General features: G+C 30.8%; 13 protein-coding genes and 1 pseudogene. 3 read left to right on the forward strand and 11 right to left on the reverse strand.

The window, feature by feature from the left end:
* The first annotated feature begins 277 nt into the window (after nt 1–277).
* Nucleotides 278–1,912 (forward strand): malate dehydrogenase (quinone), encoded by a 1,635-nt coding sequence (mqo, locus tag LDL57_RS14190; protein ID WP_225506230.1) that lies wholly within the window; start codon nt 278–280, stop codon nt 1,910–1,912.
* A gap of 92 nt (nt 1,913–2,004) precedes the next feature.
* Here mqo and LDL57_RS14195 read toward each other — a convergent pair whose 3' ends face one another.
* The 11 genes and pseudogenes from LDL57_RS14195 to LDL57_RS14245 form a co-directional block, all read right to left on the reverse strand.
* On the reverse strand, nt 2,005–2,739 hold the full coding sequence (locus tag LDL57_RS14195) for a fimbrial biogenesis chaperone (RefSeq protein ID WP_180559355.1): 735 nt from the start codon (nt 2,737–2,739) through the stop codon (nt 2,005–2,007).
* Entirely contained in the window at nt 2,736–4,073 is a 1,338-nt protein-coding gene (locus LDL57_RS14200; RefSeq protein WP_225506233.1) for a fimbrial protein, read from the reverse strand. The genes LDL57_RS14195 and LDL57_RS14200 overlap by 4 nt, the downstream gene beginning before the upstream one ends.
* Nucleotides 4,074–4,093: 20 nt before the next feature.
* Nucleotides 4,094–4,450, reverse strand: a complete 357-nt coding sequence (locus LDL57_RS14205) for a FimD/PapC C-terminal domain-containing protein (protein ID WP_310740191.1) — start codon at nt 4,448–4,450, stop codon at nt 4,094–4,096.
* A pseudogene (locus LDL57_RS14210) lies at nt 4,433–6,676 on the reverse strand (fimbria/pilus outer membrane usher protein); the annotation flags it as partial. The gene LDL57_RS14205 and the pseudogene LDL57_RS14210, both read right to left, overlap by 18 nt.
* A 61-nt stretch (nt 6,677–6,737) precedes the next feature.
* Nucleotides 6,738–7,466, reverse strand: a complete 729-nt coding sequence (locus tag LDL57_RS14215; RefSeq protein ID WP_225506236.1) for a fimbrial biogenesis chaperone — start codon at nt 7,464–7,466, stop codon at nt 6,738–6,740.
* Between the two features lie 151 nt (nt 7,467–7,617).
* The gene (locus LDL57_RS14220; RefSeq protein ID WP_180559350.1) at nt 7,618–8,157 is read right to left on the reverse strand and encodes a fimbrial protein; all 540 of its coding nucleotides are present in this window, start codon (nt 8,155–8,157) and stop codon (nt 7,618–7,620) included.
* Nucleotides 8,158–9,409: 1,252 nt separating this feature from the next.
* Nucleotides 9,410–10,147, reverse strand: coding sequence for a hypothetical protein (locus LDL57_RS14225; protein ID WP_180559349.1), 738 nt, complete (start codon nt 10,145–10,147; stop codon nt 9,410–9,412).
* A 382-nt stretch (nt 10,148–10,529) separates the two neighbouring features.
* Entirely contained in the window at nt 10,530–11,246 is a 717-nt protein-coding gene (locus LDL57_RS14230; RefSeq protein WP_180559348.1) for a hypothetical protein, read from the reverse strand.
* A gap of 267 nt (nt 11,247–11,513) precedes the next feature.
* A complete protein-coding gene (locus LDL57_RS14235; RefSeq protein WP_180559347.1) occupies nt 11,514–12,479 on the reverse strand; it encodes a hypothetical protein in 966 nt (321 codons plus the stop codon).
* Nucleotides 12,480–12,802: 323 nt separating this feature from the next.
* Nucleotides 12,803–14,050: a dermokine domain-containing protein gene (locus LDL57_RS14240; protein WP_225506239.1), complete on the reverse strand. Its 1,248-nt coding sequence runs from the start codon at nt 14,048–14,050 to the stop codon at nt 12,803–12,805.
* 1,016 nt (nt 14,051–15,066) lie between these two features.
* Nucleotides 15,067–15,357, reverse strand: coding sequence for a helix-turn-helix domain-containing protein (locus LDL57_RS14245; RefSeq protein WP_225506243.1), 291 nt, complete (start codon nt 15,355–15,357; stop codon nt 15,067–15,069).
* A 958-nt stretch (nt 15,358–16,315) separates the two neighbouring features.
* On the opposite strand from LDL57_RS14245, the gene LDL57_RS14250 reads away from it, so the two are divergent.
* Together LDL57_RS14250 and LDL57_RS14255 are read left to right on the forward strand one after the other, a co-directional pair.
* Nucleotides 16,316–17,098 carry a DUF1460 domain-containing protein gene (locus LDL57_RS14250; protein WP_180559344.1) on the forward strand — a complete coding sequence of 261 codons (783 nt, stop codon included), beginning with the start codon at nt 16,316–16,318 and terminating at the stop codon, nt 17,096–17,098.
* Between the two features lie 987 nt (nt 17,099–18,085).
* Nucleotides 18,086–19,069 carry a hypothetical protein gene (locus LDL57_RS14255; protein WP_225506245.1) on the forward strand — a complete coding sequence of 328 codons (984 nt, stop codon included), beginning with the start codon at nt 18,086–18,088 and terminating at the stop codon, nt 19,067–19,069.
* The last annotated feature ends 89 nt before the right edge of the window (nt 19,070–19,158 follow it).

The following is a 19,158-nucleotide window of genomic DNA, read 5'->3' on the forward strand; positions in this document are numbered from 1 at the left end:
AGCATAAAAAGCTTGCATTTAAGCATTATTATCAATTTTTTTATCTTTATTTATCTATTTTTAGAACACTAAAAGGACTTTATTTATACCTAATTATAAGTATTTTTTATAAAAAATTAAACTTTAACTACTATTTAACAATCAAAAATATAAAAATACTTCATAATAAACAATAGATTACATCATTAAATATATAATTATTGCGCAGTATGCAACAGAATACCATAATTAATTTTTATGTTTGATGTGATCATCGATAATTAAGGTACATTTTCATATGAAGAGATCATTAAAATATACAGCTGTAATTATTTGTCTATTAATAATTATTTTTTTAATTTATTTATTTAGACCAACAGCTTCATACCCGATCAAAACTTCAACCAATGAACCTACTGTTAATATTGTACTTATTGGTGCTGGTATCATGAGTGCCACACTAGCAACATACTTAGCCGAATTGCAACCAGATTGGCAAATCCGCATGTATGAGCGACTAGATAGTATTGCAGGTGACACGTCTAATGGCTGGAATAATGCTGGGACCGGTCATTCAGGCTTTATGGAAATGAACTATACGCCAGAAAAAAATGGGCAAATCGATATCACTCAAGCAACAGAAATTGCCAATCAATTTGAAATTTCTAAACAATTCTGGGCTTACCAATTAAAACATCGCGTTCTTCATCAATCCCAAACTTTTATAAATCCTGTTCCACACATTGCCTTTGTCTGGGGAAAAGATGACGTTAATTTCTTAGCAAAACGCTATGCAGCCATGATCAAAAATCCTATGTTTTATGGCATGAAATATTCTACCTCTGCGGACGAAATTAAATCGTGGGCACCACTAATTATGGAAGGGAGAGATGAAAAACAACCTGTTGCAGCAACGCGTATGGATATTGGCGCTGATGTAAACTATGGTGAAATAACCCGTCAGTTAGTTGCCAATCTGCTTAAACATCCCAACTTCAAATTACAGACCAGAACCGAAGTGAACGCAATTAGCCGTAATGATGATGGCACTTGGAGTATCGGTTTTAAGAATCTCACAACCGGCGAAGAGAGTCACATAAAAACGCGTTTAGTCTTTATTGGTGCAGGTGGTGCAACGATAAAATTATTACAATACACAGGGTTAGAAGAAGCAAAACAGTATGCCGGATTTCCGGTCGGTGGTGAATTTCTGGTTACCGATAATCCTGAGGTGGTCGATAGGCATACCGCAAAAGTTTATGGAAAACCAGCACTTGGCGCTCCCCCTATGTCAGTTCCTCATATTGATACCCGCTATTTAGAGGGTAAAAAATATGTGCTATTTGGCCCTTTTGCTACTCACTCAAATAAATTTCTCAAATATGGTAGCCAACTCGATCTTTTTGCTGCTACTAATGACAGTAATATAATTTCCATCATTGCTATTGGCATCAAACACTTAGATTTAGTGAGATATTTAGTCAGTCAATTAATGTTAAATGATGAAGAACGTTATCAGTCTTTGTTAGAATATTATCCTAACGCCAAAAAAGAAGATTGGAAATTAGTTATCGCTGGGCAACGAGTGCAAATCATAAAGAATGCCAAAAACAAACCCGTTACATTACAGTTTGGTACTGAAACTTTTATCTCGAATGATAAGACCGTCTTTGGTTTGCTTGGTGCTTCACCTGGCGCATCAACCTCCCCTTATATTATGTTAAATTTATTAGAAAGAGCATTTCCCGATAAAGTCAAAAATCAGTGGAATGCCAAATTACATGAAATCATTCCATCCTATGGCCAACATTTAGAACAAAATCCAACATTACTTAATCACATCCGCCGATACACCAGTGAAATATTAGGCCTTAATTATATTGTTCCGCAACAGGAACAAACTAATCAGCCGATGATACCCAAACAACAGTAAGCAAATACTAGGTGCTCTTTTGTTAAATAAAAACTTATTGCCCATATACAGATCAGACTGATAGCTTTTAATTATTAATATAGGCAAGCAAACTAGGGTGTTTGAAAAGTGGTTACTTCTCGAACAGAAAAACCTGCGTCATTCAGATATGAAAAAACTATCCGTCCAGCCTGCTGAGAAATGGGTTGTTCAAATGGATATATACGCTCTGAGAATGGCGGGATCATCATATCCATCTGTTGTTTAATCCAATAGCGCTTATGCGGACTCTCAAAAAAGATTTGTGAGAAAGAAATATGAAAAGGTAATGGATTTTTGCAGACCAATACCCATTCTTGGCCCTTTTGTAGCAGTTTAAAGGTGATTTTATCTGCTAACTTTGCAGGAAAATCAGCTAGTTTTGTCGGGCGATAAAACAATTTTAATTGGGTATTCATTGCCAAGCTTACTTTAGGATTTTCCTGCTTTAACGCTTGATCAAGCAAATTAGGTGGTATTTCATACAAATTTAACCAAAAAACTGACTCTCTATCATCTGGTAAAGGATCACCATTATAAATAATCCTAATAGCTTGGATCTTTTGCGCTGCTAGATGAAAAACCGAAGCAAGCACCACAAAAGGTGTTTCTGCTTGTGGATCGGCTTCACCGTGATCAACCCAGTTTTGGACAATAACCGGATAACTATTAGTATTAGCTAACAATACCGAACGTTCTTTATCACCCTGATGGTAAATAACTCGGGTCATATTAGCCATGATCCCGGCTTTAGCTGTTATCAACCAGAATAGTGATAAGTATGCGACAACAACGGTTAATCGCTTCATTGTACTTTTACCAATACATATGCCGTAGCATGTATTTTTCCTGGTTTAATAACTTGACCTGGCAATTGCTGCAATACTGCTGTGTATGAGTGTAAGTAATGTGTATAACCAGAAATTGAAGGCCCCAAATTTTTAGCATCTCTAAGCACAGGATACCAACCGGCACTTTCTCCACTTGGCCCCATACCAGTAATACCGGGTTGAGCGACAAATACCATCGGTTGTTGAGTAACGCTACTACGTAATGTAATACCAACCCCGGTTGCTAATGTAGGATCAACGCCATAATTATCTGAAACTAGAGCCATTACACCACCTTGAGAATTAATTAAATTTAAACCTTGTGCGGCGCGATAAGCACCTGGTGAAACCTGAATACCAATTGCTGTTTGCCCGCCGCTGGTACCTGAGTTTACATTATCACTACATTCGATTTGGACAGAGATATCAGCTTCTCTGGTACCACCTGCCAATAACTCTTGGCTAGAAATAGTTGGAAAAAGCACTAATGGTGTCGCATTTCTAGCCACACAAGTAGCATTGTTACTCAGTGTAATAGACTGACGCAAACCATAGCCAAAACCATTATCTACTCCCCAAAAACGAAAATTATAGGCGGAATCTTCGCCTTCATTGTCATGTATAATTCCCGGTCCAACAAATTGAATATAAGCATTAGGCTGAGTACATTGATAATTTGTACCTGTTGCACTGGCATAACCTAATCCGCCTTTACCTAACCCACCAAAATAATTTGAAGCCGCATTATTGGGTGGAATTGTACTAACACGATAGAGTTCCACTTGCATTGGCGGGATATCTTGTAATCGAATATGTATTTTACCTTTTCCTGGTTGGCTTCCTTCAACCAGTAAATAAGTTGTAAGCGGAACCCTTTTCCAACTACGTTGCACCACAACACCAGCCATGGTTTGTTTTATACCAACGTAAGCAAGCCAAGATGCATATACACCAGGCAATCCATCAATAAGACCCGTTTCATGAAATCCACCGACTCTATCATCACCATTGGTTGCTACCAGAAAATAAAGCTGAGGCAGATCAGCCTCATCACAGATCCATAATACCGAAGAGGCATTCGCGCCACCAAAAGTATAAGCGGTTGGTGGAACAACAATAGAAGCCATTAAAGAACCAACTGGCTGAAAATAAGTATCCGTTAGATTAACGCGACCAAATAGCATCTGGGCTGAACGATTATCCTCAGTCTGAGAAACACCTGTTATTCTACAATTTGCGCTCACAGTGAACGATAAAGTAAAAAGGGTTATGATTAATAAATACGTACTTAACCAATATGAAGTATATTTCATTATCTCTCTCCACTTGCGGGTTAACGTTGCACGCACATAGCCGTTAATTTCGTTATAGGCTGTTTAGCTAATACATGACCCGTACTCGAGTAATCTAGATAACAACGTTCAGAGGCCGCCTCTCCCCATTTTAACAGTAGCGTACCTGAAGCTTGTTCCGTTCTGACATATACTTGATTATTTTGACCAACCATACCAATCACATTATTTTCTTGGTCAAAAACTTCCGTACCAATCGGTAAAAGAGAATGATCGGTTAGCTGTGCTTTAATCAATAAGGCATAACCTGCACGGGTTTTAAACATGACTTTAACCGCGGCGCCAGCATAAGAAGCCACTTGTTTTTCATTCTCATTTAATTCAAAATTTTCCGCCATTCCTTGTGGATCGATAATAATCTTATTATAACGATATGGCGTTATAGATGGGACTAATGCATAGCCATTGTCATCAATTACTGTTCCTTGTGCATTCAATACAGCCGCACCAGATGCGCCTTTAGCTTCAACTAAAGCAAAGGTGTCTCCTAAATAAGGGCCAAACGTAATCCCACCACTATGAAGCGCTAAAGCGCCCTGAGCATTAGCGCCCGCCTGCCAATAGTTTTTGCCCTTAGATGCATTAATACTCAAATTAGTATTAGAAAAACGTTTCTGTAAGCTACCATTAACGGTTGATTGGTCATACTGCCTTACATAACTGGCGCCAACACTATAATTTATGTTTTGTTGTTCATTCGCCGTTCCTGACAACATTACCTGATATTGATCACCAATATTTCCACCATGGGTATAACTACTACTTACTGTCGGCGTATAACTAGAATATTGACTACCCAATGGAAAAGAGAAAGAAACGGAGGTGGAGGTCTCTTCTTTGCCTAGATGTCCACTTGATTCGGCCAACTGCTGTCTAGCAACAACAACATTCATTGTTAAACCATTATCAAACGCTTTATTGTAGCCTAATTGCAACTGACTATCGCGCGGACGGTTATCACGATAATTTTGGATTGAGCCTGAAAGAAATAGATTACCAAATTCATTTAATTGCTGACTTAAGGTCAGTTCAAGCCGATTAAGTTGTCTATAAGTTGAAGAACTCCATGCTGTGCCACGAGTAACGGCTTCACGGATGCCTAAAACATCTGAAAGTTCGCGATAACCGTCTGTCGAATAACGATAACCAGCCAATGAAATTGTAGTATTAGTTATATTAAAAGTGCGGCTATAAGACAGATTAGCCATCCAACCCTGAAGGCGTATAGAACCATCAGCTGATTGATTATCGATAGGAACAACTGAATTAGAATAAGTGGTATTAAACCCTAGGGCTCCAAATCGACTACCATAGACACCCCCTAACATAATGGCCTGATATTTGTCAGCAACCCGCAAACCTGAACTAACAGAGAAACTATTACTCAAGCCATACTGATAAATAGCATCAGCAAAAACCGAATCTTGGCCAATATTACGTGTTCGGCCAACAGAAAAATTATAGCGATAACTACCGGGACGTAGAGATTCAGGCACCGCTTAAAATGGCACACTAAAACGCCGGACTGAACCGTCTGCCTCGCTAATTTCCACATCAAGATCACCGTTATAACTGGTAGGGTAGAGATCGGTAATCGAGAAAGCACCCGGTGAAACTGTCTTTTGGTAAATTTGATTACCATTTTGTTTAATAGTAACGGTTGCCGTTGTATTAGCGACTCCTTGTACAACCGGCGCATAACCACGCAAGGAATCAGGTAAAGTCCGCTCATCACTGGCAAGGGCTAGCCCATTAAAATTCAAACCAGAAAAGAATTTTCCTTGGGTAACCAATTGACCTAATGACAGCATCCCTGCGATAGCGGGAAAAGGACGTTGCAAATAACTACGGATGTTACTCCATTTAGCGCCCGACTGGCGCGAATATGTGTAATTGGATTGTTGCCGATATTGCCATATACCAAAATTCATACCACCATTTAAAGAGAGGTAAGCAATATCTTGATCTTTAACATTGTTATCATTATTAATATGATAATAATTTCCAATATAGTTAAGAAAAAAAATAGAATTACCCGCATCTAATAAATTAGGATCAATATAACCTCTTGGAATATTCTGTAATCCATCGTCAGGAATGGTTAAGTCCAGTCGTAAATCTGATAAAGTTAATTTGACCTGGCTACCAGCAATATATTCCGGCAAAAAAATACAACTTTGAGCGGATTTTTTATCCGTTAATTTTACTATTATCCCAGCTTGCTTGATCGTCGCTAAATTAAAACATGGGCCAACTGTGTGATTTTTATTTTTAACAAAAGTTATTTCTTTAGATTGAAAAAAATGATTATTAATATAAATGTCAACTTTATATTTACCAGGAATAATTGAATTAGCCTGATTAAATTGAGCTAACATTGTCGGGCTTACTACCCCACCACGAAATAAAGTTGGATCAAAAGTATAAGTCTCATTTGTTGAATAGACTAAAGTAGGAACAAAAGTTAATAATAATACATATTTTGTCGGCCGGAAATGACAAAATACCATTCGCCCTATTAACATAGACTTATAAATCATTAGTAATCCAATAGGGCAGTACATACTTAATTTCCTACTAACAAATAAAAATAGCAAAATAAAATATATTTATCTTTGGTTATTATTAAGCAAATAAAGGTAATTCAGTAACAACATCAACACCATAATCGTTCAATAGAGTAAGGCGTATAATATTTTTTGCGTTACGGTTAATAGCCCGCGGTAATTTCCAACGTGTCGTTGATTTAGGTGATAACATAATAGAATCCGCTAATTTAAATGACTGGCCATTAGCAATTAATGTCGCAGAATGAACAACGGCATAATACCCAGTAGGGTTTTCAACAACTATTTGCTCATTACTCTGTTTAAATATCAGTTTATCCGCCAGTTGATTTATATCATCTGACAAGTTTTTAGGCCGATAAAAAATTTTTATTCGTGTATTAAATAATAATACTAATTTATTAGCCTGATGCTGTTGCTCATTAAAAGCTGGAACCTGACTAAAATTAAAATAGAAAAGGGACTCCCTATCTTTAGGAAGTTTATCATCTACAGACATTAATCGTATTATTTGTCCTGATTTAGCTTCTATCCGAAAAATTTGCGGATTAACAATAAAAGGCATCTCTGTCATTTCTTTGCTTGAATTCTTATTACTATTCTCCAACCAAACTTGAATAACATTCGGATGATTATCATTATTAGATAATTGTATCGTTTTATCTTTCATTCCTTCATAATAAATAATACGTGTTCCTGTCATTACCACACTAGCATGGCCATAAGACATTAAACTAGTAAAAAACAATGTGATAATAGCAATAAATGAAGTTAATATATTACTCATTTTAAAATCCAAATAATCATTACTTTATAGTCAATAAATATCTGTAACAAAATTATATTTAATAAATATTTAGTAATTAATAATTTCTCTAAAATCAATTATTGCTGAAAATATTGCTATTTTCAGCTTAAAATAAAATGATCAGCAGAAATTATAAATAACCCACTGTATATTCGACCATCGCTTTTACCTGACCGGCCTTTGCGTTACCATTTTCAGAAATATATTGCACCCCAAATGTATGAGAAGCTGTAGTTTCATCTTTTTTAAGAACTAAACCTGGAACACTAGTCTCACCATTTAATACCACTGGAGTTGTTCCACTTTCATTGGTAGTAATCTGAATTGCGACATTTTCTGCCCCATTATCAGCAGAAGTTACCAAATTAGCTAAATTACCCGCAGTGGTTACATTGTGCCCTAAAAATTTTGTTTTAATATCAATATTACCACTAGTGGGTGCAGTACAATTTTTTATTATCACTGTAAATGGTGTTAAGCCAGCAGTGCTACCTGCGGTAGATAGCTGAGTAACAGAAACGTTAGGTAAAAGAACTATTGAATTAGTCTCTTTATTAACTTCGGTTTCACATGTTTGTGCACTTACCTCTCCCTGGAAAGTGATTGTCGGAGCAGCATTAGCAGCAACAGGCATAACACTAATAACTAACAGTACTAATGGGAATTTCATAAATACCTCAATATTATTAATACAACATCAATCTATTATTATTTATAAAAATAAAAGATAGCGTTATGAAATAATTTCTTAACGGTAATATTTAATTTTATTAAATAAGAATAAATTAATAGGTGAAAACACAGTAACTATAAATAAATAACTTATTTTGTATTTGCTATTATAAGGGTTTAGATAAATATCGCTTTAAATAAATTCATCGATAAAAAAATACTTACAGTTAATGAATATTAAATCACTATCTGTAAGTTTCTTTAATTATGCAATTTTAAGTCATCAATATCAATCATAATGAATAAAAAAGAAATAAATGTTTATTTTATTCATTGATATTAATATTAAATCCCACAAAACTATTTAACACCAACAATAAAACCCAACAAAATTAATGGATTTAGTTTATTACACATATATTTTGCGAAATTTCACTTATAAATAACAAAATACTCATTAAAATTAGCAAAATATTTTTATTCTATACACGGTAATTGGTCATAACAATTTAATATATAAGAAAAATTTTGCTTTTTCACTAATGCATAAAATCTTTTTCGCCAGTAGAAAAATACCATTAAAATCATATATTAAATAAGAAAAATCAATAATTTATTCAATAAGTTAACTATAATAACAGTATAACTTTTTGATATTATTAATAGAAAAATAAAAAAATGATAACTATCAGAATTATCTGTAATTTTATATTAATCAATATTTATTATTTTTTGACTAATTCAATATAAAAAATATATTCTAATCAAAAAATACATTTTGTTACTTTTTATAAACAGCACAAAATGCTAATTAATATTTTCTTATTTAAAGTAAGACTGAATTATAATTATCACTGTAAGTAATAGTTCAATGTAGTAACTTTATTTTTAATATTTTAAATGGCTAACCTAAATAAAATTGCTCACATACTTTAACACAAGCATTATGTAAAATAGTCAATACAATAAAATTTCAGATAACTTTAAAATTATTAAATCTACTTATTAGTTTACAATAGGTATTAGGTATAATTTAGGTAGAATTATCACAATAAATTCTACCTATAAGAAAAAATCACCATCTGAAATATAAAAATTCCTAAACAAATAAACGAATAATTTCAACTATTAGCTTTTTAATAGTGAACATTTCTATCCAAGTTATTATTTATATTATGATTTACATTACCATTAGGCCAAACAGAGTTGTTATTTACATCACCATTAGGCCAAACGGAGTTATTATTATTCTAGTTACCACCCTGTTCACCTCCATTGTTATTACCCTGGCTACCTCTATCTCTATTATGCTGCCCATCCCAGTTATTATTACCTTGCCCACCGCCATTGTTATTACCTTGCCCACCGCCATTATTAATTTGGCCTCCACCATTGTTATTACCCTGCCCGTTACCATCACCGCCTAAGGTTGTAACCTTAAAAGAATTTAAAAAAACCGAATTTTCTTTTGCCCAACTTTTTGTATCATCATAAAAAAGATTGCTTGCTCCAACTCTTCTCATAGCCACATCGCCACTGCCTGTCGGGCCTATTTTATAAATTCTTACAGCAAATTTGTGTGTTATCGGATCCCAGCGTCCACTAGTCCAGCAAGTAGACGTAGCATCTAAATTATTAATCCAGCCCTTTGACGGAAAAAGCATTTTTCCACACATTGAATTAATACCTAATGCATAACCAATCCCGGCAATGTTTGTCTTATATACTCTCACACCATCAATATCTGTAGCGAATTCACCATATGCTCTTCCACCAGTAGTCATATTTTTTACGTTAGAACACTGATAAGTTTTAATTAAATCGGTTGTGAACGTATCTAATAATGTACCTACAGGCATATCATCGGTCACAATAATATCTCTCCCATTGACCTTTATCTGTCCACCAATCTCAATACATTGAGCAAAAACCGATGTGGTATAACCAAAACTATAAGTAAGTAGCATAATCAAAGATAAATTTTTCATAAACATGTTCCTTATTAAAATAGATTTCAAAAGAAAATTATTTAAAGTTATAAATAGATTTACTTATAAAATGAATAGATAGAGATAATTATATAAATTAATTTATTAATTGAACTGCCATTAAAAAATATTAAATTTCATGACTTGCTATAAATTATAAATAACTTACAACAAGATATTATTTAATAAAAATAGCTTTTTTATTTCATTTTATTGATTTGATATATGCAGCATTATCATTATTGATAATAAATTACCTTTAGTTCTGTTTACATTTCAATATAAAAGATTTTATTTAATAATGTAGATAAACATTAAAAAAACAAATCCCTATAACTAAATAACTTTCGGTTATATGTAGGTTAATAACCTTTATTTCAGATTAAAAATTATTATTATTAGTATTATGACTCATGCCATTATTTCCATTATTAGGCCAAATATGATTATGATGATTATCTTTATCAATATTGTTGTTATTATGTTGATTACTATTATTGTTGTTATCCTGGTTACTATTATTACCTGTTGTTGCAACGTTAAAAGCATTTAAAAATACCGGATTTTCCTCAGCCCAATTATTATGGTTATTATATGACAAAATAGTGGCACCAATTTGTTTCTTGGTTACAGTTCCACTTGCCGTCGGCCCTATTTTATAGATCCTGACCTTAAAATTATGGGTTATCTGGTTCCAGGTATGGCTAAACCAACAAACAGCAATATTATCTATATTATCTCGCCAACCTTTAGATGGAAAGATCATACCACCACGACACATTGTTTGAACGCCAAGCGAATAACCAATCCCTGCAACATTGGTTTTATACACCCTAATACCATCTATAGTCGTTGAAAATTCACCATACAACTTTCCTCCGGTAGTCATATTTTTGGTATTATTGTCATCACAATGATAAGTTTGTAGTAAACCGATGGTAAAAGTGTCTAATAAAGAACCGATAGGAGTATCATCATGTACAATAATATCTCTGCCATTTATTGTTAATGGCCCCCCAACAGCAATACATCCAGCAAAAGATAAAGCACTATAACTTAAACTAGATACAGCCAAAAGGATCCATAACATATTTCTCATAAGCACCTCTTTTATTAGGGTAGATTTGCGTGTTTAATCTTTAACATTTATAAATAAATTTACTAAAATAGAGTTTTTATAAAAATCGATTTAGTAATTAAAATTTTATTAAAAAATAATATTAATAACATTAGTTAATTTTTTTTTATCTGTATATTTATTGCCACTAGAGATAAAATATAATTTTATCTAAACATTAATAAAAATCTTTTATCTAGATATTTAAAAAATTTAATCAATTATACCAGAAAATATTGTTATTCAAAATTACAAATCATTATTGTCACTTTCATTAGCGTTATTATTTGCGTTATTATTTTCATTATTATTAGTGTTGTTATTGTTGTTATCATTGACGTTATTATTAGTGTTATTATTGGCATTATTATTGGTGTTGTTATTAGCATTATTATTGGCGTTATTATTGATGTTATTATTGATGTTATTATTGGCATTGTTGTTCATATTTTTATTAATATCTATATTGTTATTATTAGGCCAATTATGTTGGTGATAATGTCTATGATAGTGTTGATGATGATGTTGAATATTGCCACTTAGCTTATTATCATTTGATTTATTATCATTTATTTTATTGTCATTTGGCTTATTACTATTATCTATTGTTGTTACTCTAAAACTATTTAAAAATACTGGATTTTCCTCAGCCCAGATGCTGGTATCTTTGTATGCCAAAATAGTTGCGCCAATTTGTTTTTTTTCAACAATTCCATTTGCTGTAGCACCTATTTTATAGATCCTGACCTCAAAATTATGAGTTATCTGATTCCAAACCTTATTTGACCAACAAACATCGATATTATCTACATTATCTCTCCAACCTTTAGTTGGAAAAACTATATCTGGACACATTGTTTGAACACCAAGTGTATAACCAATTCCTGCGATATTTGTCTCATATACCCTGATACCTTTTATTAGGGTCGCGAATTTACCATAAAGTTTGCCACCGCTAATCATATTTTTAGTATTATTATCACAACGATAAGTCTTAAATGAACTTGATGTGAAGGTGGCTAACAAAGTACCAATAGGTGTATCATTTTGAACAGTAATATCTTTTCCATTTATTGTCAGCGGTCCACTAATAGCATCGCAAATACCAAAACTCATTAAGCGATTAAAACTAAAAAAATCATTAAAATGAGCTAAAGCAAAAGTTGTATAACAAAAACTAGAAATAATAAAAATAATTATCAATATAATCCTCATAAATTTTCCCTTCATTAAAATAGAGTTATAATAATTAATATTTAAAATAAAAACATTACCATACAACTCAATTTTTAATTAATAATTTTATTAAATTAGGGTTTATCAAAGTAGATAAATTTAAAACAATTTACAAATAAAACTCAGGAGTATTAAAAATATCATTTAATTATACATTCGACTAAATTAATGCTTTCTTCAAATATATTCAATAAAGGTAGAGCTAAATCAATCGACCCACCCTACCTATATATTTTATATATTTATAAAAATATTATTGTAATCTTTCATAAATAAATATTTACCAAAGAGTGATATTATTTTTAATGACTATATTGATAGTTAAACCTAATATTATTACTATTACCACTTTTATTTACATTGCTGCTTCTATTGGTATTACTACTTCTATTGGTATTAGTGCTGTTATTAGTGTTAGTACTGCTATTGGTGTTGGTACTGCGATTGGTATTACTACTACTATTGGTGTTACTACTACTATTTATATTAGTACTCTCATTAGCATTGGTACTCTCATTGGCATTAGTACTCTCATTGGCATTAGTACTCTCATTGGTATTAGTACTCTCATTGGCATTAGTACTCTCATTGGTATTAGTACTATTATTGGTATTGCCTTCCTGCCCACTAGTTCCACTTTCACCACCGCTATTATCTAGCGAACCATTATTATTGCCTTGCTCACTACTATTGCCCTCCTGCCCACTAGTTCCACTTTGACCACCGCTATTATCTAGCGAACCATTATTATTGTCTTGCTCACTACTATTACCTTCCTGCCCACTAGTTCCACTTTGACCACCGCTATTATCTAGCGAACCATTATTATTGCCTTGCTCACTATTATTACCTTCCTGCCCACTAGTTCCACTTTGGCCACCGCTATTATCTAGCGAACCATTATTATTGTTATTATTGCCTTGGCCGGCACTATTATCAATTGAGCCATTATTATCCGGCTTATTATCATTAGTATTCAACGTCACAACTCTAAAATTATTTAAAAAAATTGAATTTTCATGTGCCAATGTATTTTGGTTATTAAACGCTAAAATTGTGGCTCCAATTTTTTTCTTTTCAACAATACCACTTCCTGTAGTAGGGCCTATTTTATAGATCCTGACCTCAAAATTATGTGTTATCTGGTTCCAAATATCTTCATTCCAACAAGTTGCTATATTATCTAAATCTCCCCTCCAACCTTCAGTAGGAAATGATAAATCACCACACATCGATTGAACACCAAATGAATAACCAATACCTTCAATATTAGTCTTGTATACTCTGATTCCATCTATATAAGTAGCAAAATCACCATAAGCCCTTCCACCTGTTCGCATATTTGCTGTATTATTATCATCACAACGATATGTTTGAAAAGAACCTAATGAAAAAGTATCTAATAGTGTAGAAACAGGGGTTTCATTTTTTACAACAATATCTCTTCCACTTATTGTTAGTAGTCCTGCAACAGCGTTACATTTCGCAAAGGCTAGATTCATATAATAAAAATTACAGATAATAAAATTAATTAATAATATGATCCTCATATGTGTTTTCCTTTTTTAAATAAAATTATGAATAATCATAAATAAATTCATCACAATATATAAATTAAATTATACATTTCAAATCAATCATTACATTAAAATTTAATCTATTAACTCATATTTTTTTAAATTAAAATTACTGAACGTTATATATCTATAAATAAAAATTTAAACATAATAAAAATACTATTAAATTATTAAAAAAATAAATTAATATCTTCTTATAATAATAAGATATATTATTAGAATAATAAGAGTCGCTTTAACTATGTTTCAAAAAAATTAATTATCTATTTATTATATTGATACAAAAAATAAATCATCACAACAATAAAAAAGAATAAAAATTTTATCCTATTAGGAACCTTATTACTTATTAACATTATTCTTATTATAACTGTGGACTAAGATATCTTATTTATACTAGTAACGAAAGTGCTATCTAACAATTACCTAAAAATATCATATATAACAATAAATTGTACAATTTGCTTTTAAATCACAGTATTATATTATTATAATCAACTGTTAATAGTAGTATTATTTTTTATCTTTATTAGCTGGATATTACTATAACTAAAATAATTTTATTCTATATGTATAAAAATTTAATAACTCAAAATTTATATCTCATGATTATTTTATTTTAAAAGTTTGATTGAAATAAATATAGCAAAAAATATATTTTATAATTGTTAGTATACAAATTGAATTTATTATGTTTATGTTGAGTTATTGTCAAAATACAATAAAACAATTTATGTAGTACAAAGTTATTGAATAGAATACTCAACTTTGGCAAAATTTTATATTGTTTAATTTGATATGATTAATAATATGAATATTTAAATTAATATAAAGTTATTAAATATAGTATTATAACAAAATTGATATTATTAAATATTGAAATCATTGACTATTCTAAAAATTAATTTATAAAAACATCGTAATTTAAAAAATAAAATATCTTAAATATTTACAATAAAAATACAAAGCTCAATATAATCTATATTTGATTATTCTAAAATAACACTTTCTGCTAACAATGAAAATTCATCAAATTGTGCATTCTTCTGCTTCATTTTTGATTCGTTTTCTATTAATTCTGCAAAAAATGAATCTATTGGTATATTTAATGCTTGAGTAATTGAATATAATGTATTTACTTTAATATCATTGACCCCACGTTCATAACGTGAGAGCTGTTGTTGACTAACGCCAATTTTTTCAGCTAATAATTCTCCAGAAAATCCTTTTTCTTTTCGTTTAAATTTAATCATTTTACCTATATTTATATTGATACTCATACATTATCCTTGTATAGAAATAAAAATTGTGACTAGTAAACAAGACTTCGTCTAAATAATGAATAACGTTATTATTTACTCTTCTTAATATAGAAAAATCAACGACCATTTACCACCCCTCAACTTAATAAATGATTAACCTTAATAGCATTGATAGTTATTCTATTGTCAATGTTCTAATAGAAAATTTTATTTAATGATTTTCAATAAACAACTAACAATATAAAAACATGATATTTAATAGGCAGTTATCTTATCATAATAAAATTTTTAACTTTTAGTATTGCTAGATTCTTAACATTTAATAACTCATTAATAAACTTACATTAACAATACTTAATCTGTAATATTGTCACTTATACTCACTAATCGTGACTTTTCCAATGAGTTATCTATTAAACTACCATTCAATGGTTTAATAATACTATAGCAAAACTACATTAATAACTATCCAGATGCTATTAATTACACAATCATCACATTATATAAATAACAATTACATCATCATTCATTAAATTAATATAAAAATCATTTCTCTAACCTTCTTAAACTTTATAAAATGAACTATTAACTATAAAAAATCAATATAATAATATAAAATCATAGATAAATTCAAACTCAATCCTATCTATTGCAAATAATCAACATTTTTAAAATTAATACCATTTATTACTTTCATCTCTTTTAATCAAATAACAATAATGAAAATAAATATTTGCATAAAATAACTCACAATATAAAGCCATTAAAGATTGGTTATAGAAAAAATATTATTTCAAAAAAATCATATTGTTAATTAATTTTGTATAAATAAAATTTTATATCATTTCATTATTTTTTATATTATAAAGTTATATAATAAAACTAAAAATTATTAGTTGAATAAAACATATTTTTATCAATTTTATAAAAATCTGATATCATCTGTGATCCATCGTATGGCAATAAGGAGATTTTTATGCTCAAATATATAATTATGTTCTTAACTTTTATCTCATCTAGTCACGTTGTAGCCTATAACATAGAAATTGATAAAAAAACGGAACAAAAATTAGATAAAATAATCTCGACTAAAGTTATTCCTAATCAATATGCTGAAAGAAGCGATCTATTAAATGAAATATCAGCTTCTTTCCTAAATACACCTTATAAAGCCAATACACTTGTCGGTTCACCAACTATACCGGAAGATTTAGTTGTCAATTTCAATGGCGTTGATTGTTTTACTTTACTGGATTATATACAAGCAATTAGTCATTCAACCAACAAACAAACATTTTTACAAAATCTGAAAAAAACACGCTATACAGATAGCAATGTTAGTTACTTAAAAAGAAAGCATTTCTTCTCTGATTGGTTTGCTAATTCTCCACAAAATGCCAATGATATTACAAATAAAATAAGTGATGACTATATTACCGTAACTAAACATCTTAATCTTAAGTCTGATGGTAGCAAATTTATTCCTGATTTAAATATCATCGAGCGTAAAATTAATTATATTCCATCAGACAAAGTAAACTCACATACATTACAAAAATTAAAAACCGGAGATTACATAGGAATTTATTCAAAGCTGGATGGCTTAGATGTTTCTCATGTCGGCATGGTTATTAAAAAAGGAGAGCAAATTTTTTATCGCAATGCATCATCACTTGCAAAAAATATGAAAGTTGTTGATACACCTCTACTTGATTATATTCGCTCACGGCCAGGTATTATTGTTTTGCGTTCCATTTAACAGTTTAAATTTTGATTTATACTCTTTGATATTATAAGTTCAAAGAGTATCTATCTTTTTAAAAATATTAGCAAAAAACCATAGTTCAAAATAAATCAAGCTATTTATTCTAGTCAACAATTGCCACATTTACTTTCAATATCCGAAATTAGCCAAATCAATTAACAATAATATAAATAAAATAATTCAAAATAAGAAAAAAGCTTTTCATTCAATAAAAAACTATTATTCTTATAGTAAACAGTACTAAATCAATAATATTTTTACTATAAAAAAGTCAGATAAAACACTCAATATTAGATAAGTTAAAAACATCCTATATTTAAAAAATCCGCCATTAACAAAAATAACCATAGTAATTATCAAATAGATAACTAATTAAGCAATCGATGAGAAATTTGTGACACCAGTCGTTGCTCTTATTTATTTAATCAATTCAAAAAATTGGTTACGATTAAGCTAACCAAAAAGCTTTTAAAAAATATTTATTCAAATAATTTTAAAAATATTTACATATTAAGCACTAAAAAATCCAATTTCTACTACAATCACTTGATGAAGCAAATTACTATACAATTCGTTCACATTATCATGGCACATTTAAACAAGTTTTATATGTTTTAGTTAATTAAAATTTAAAAAATAGATAATCCTAAATACAAGTTAATTTTGATATGACTATAGCCTCTCAATCAGAGTTATATTTTCATAAAAAAATTTATAGGATTTTTATGAAAAAATAGAATAATTTGATTTTCTATATTGAAAATATAATCTGAATGCTTTTAACTACAAAAACTGACCATAATTAAAAAATTAGACAATAATTTATATTTCTACAATTTTATAGGATATGCAATGCGACTAACAAAAAAATATTTAATAAATAATAATATAGCTGCGTCACTCCCTTAACCAAAATCAGCTATTCCCGTTTGCTTACTCTACTTTTCAAACATTTTACATATCAAATGGTGTCTTTAATCAATGAAATCTATTCGCCTTTATAAATTATTGTTACTAATAATGACTTTTACTCTGCCATACTCGAGTTTCGCACAAGAGCGACCATTATTATCAATCACAGTCAATGAGTCCTCTTATCAGCAGCAACGCGATGATGATCTATCCCGGCCAGCGGTACAGAGCGAGTCTCGTATTTTGCCAATTTGGGGTAATGAAGCACGAGCTCGTGGTTATGATCTACCTGAACCATTTGGTATTGGTTATGGCTATAAGAACCTACGGCAGGACGTAGTCGTAGATAAAATTAATTTTATCTCACCAAAATACCCAGGATTTTCTGATTTAATAACAATAAATGCCGGCCATACCCGCGAGAAAAATGAATCGCATATGTTAAAATTAGATACTTGGGTATTACCTTTTTTAAATATATATGGCGTTTATGGCAAAACCAAAGGTTCCTCGAAAACCAAATTGGCTGGCGTTTATTTGGGGGATGCAGAACTAGATTTTGCACGAAATATGCCTTTCGTATTAGATTTTGAAGGGAAAACCTACGGTGGTGGCGTGGTTCTAGCTGGTGGCTACAAGCAATTCTTTGCTACTTTAGATGCTAATTATACGCGTACTAACCTTGATATTTTAGATGGGGATATAAGTGCGTTAGTTATTACGCCGCGCATCGGCTACGAGTTTACTTTTCAGCCTTTATTATCAGGACAAGGCAATACCAAAGTACATGTATGGGTAGGTGCTATGTATCAGGATATAACTCAACGCTTTAAAGGCAATATTAGTAATCTGAATTTACCTGAAGAATTCGCCGGATTAGTTAAATTGCTTGATGATCCTAATATGAAATTTGATGTTAAACAACATCTTGCGCACAAATGGAATAGTACGATGGGTGCTAGAATCGAAATTACTCGTCACTTTAATATTTTAACTGAGGTGGGATTTAATAATCGCAATAGTTTTTATATCTCGGGCGAATTTCGTTTTTAAATAAAATAATATTACTCATTAAGTTGATTGATTTATGTACTTCTGGCTTATACCATCAATCTTTAAAAAAGATAATTCAGTTAAACAGT

This window comes from Arsenophonus apicola, assembly GCF_020268605.1.
In the GTDB taxonomy this organism is placed as follows: domain Bacteria; phylum Pseudomonadota; class Gammaproteobacteria; order Enterobacterales; family Enterobacteriaceae; genus Arsenophonus; species Arsenophonus apicola.

Bases quoted from the DNA above. Each gene is read 5' to 3' on its own strand.
- mqo (WP_225506230.1), top strand. From the start codon at position 278: ATGAAGAGATCATTAAAATATACAGCTGTAATTATTTGTCTATTAATA.
- LDL57_RS14195 (WP_180559355.1), bottom strand. From the start codon at position 2,739: ATGAAGCGATTAACCGTTGTTGTCGCATACTTATCACTATTCTGGTTG.
- LDL57_RS14200 (WP_225506233.1), bottom strand. From the start codon at position 4,073: ATGAAATATACTTCATATTGGTTAAGTACGTATTTATTAATCATAACC.
- LDL57_RS14205 (WP_310740191.1), bottom strand. From the start codon at position 4,450: ATGGCGGAAAATTTTGAATTAAATGAGAATGAAAAACAAGTGGCTTCT.
- LDL57_RS14215 (WP_225506236.1), bottom strand. From the start codon at position 7,466: ATGAGTAATATATTAACTTCATTTATTGCTATTATCACATTGTTTTTT.
- LDL57_RS14220 (WP_180559350.1), bottom strand. From the start codon at position 8,157: ATGAAATTCCCATTAGTACTGTTAGTTATTAGTGTTATGCCTGTTGCT.
- LDL57_RS14225 (WP_180559349.1), bottom strand. From the start codon at position 10,147: ATGAAAAATTTATCTTTGATTATGCTACTTACTTATAGTTTTGGTTAT.
- LDL57_RS14230 (WP_180559348.1), bottom strand. From the start codon at position 11,246: ATGAGAAATATGTTATGGATCCTTTTGGCTGTATCTAGTTTAAGTTAT.
- LDL57_RS14235 (WP_180559347.1), bottom strand. From the start codon at position 12,479: ATGAGGATTATATTGATAATTATTTTTATTATTTCTAGTTTTTGTTAT.
- LDL57_RS14240 (WP_225506239.1), bottom strand. From the start codon at position 14,050: ATGAGGATCATATTATTAATTAATTTTATTATCTGTAATTTTTATTAT.
- LDL57_RS14245 (WP_225506243.1), bottom strand. From the start codon at position 15,357: ATGAGTATCAATATAAATATAGGTAAAATGATTAAATTTAAACGAAAA.
- LDL57_RS14250 (WP_180559344.1), top strand. From the start codon at position 16,316: ATGCTCAAATATATAATTATGTTCTTAACTTTTATCTCATCTAGTCAC.
- LDL57_RS14255 (WP_225506245.1), top strand. From the start codon at position 18,086: ATGAAATCTATTCGCCTTTATAAATTATTGTTACTAATAATGACTTTT.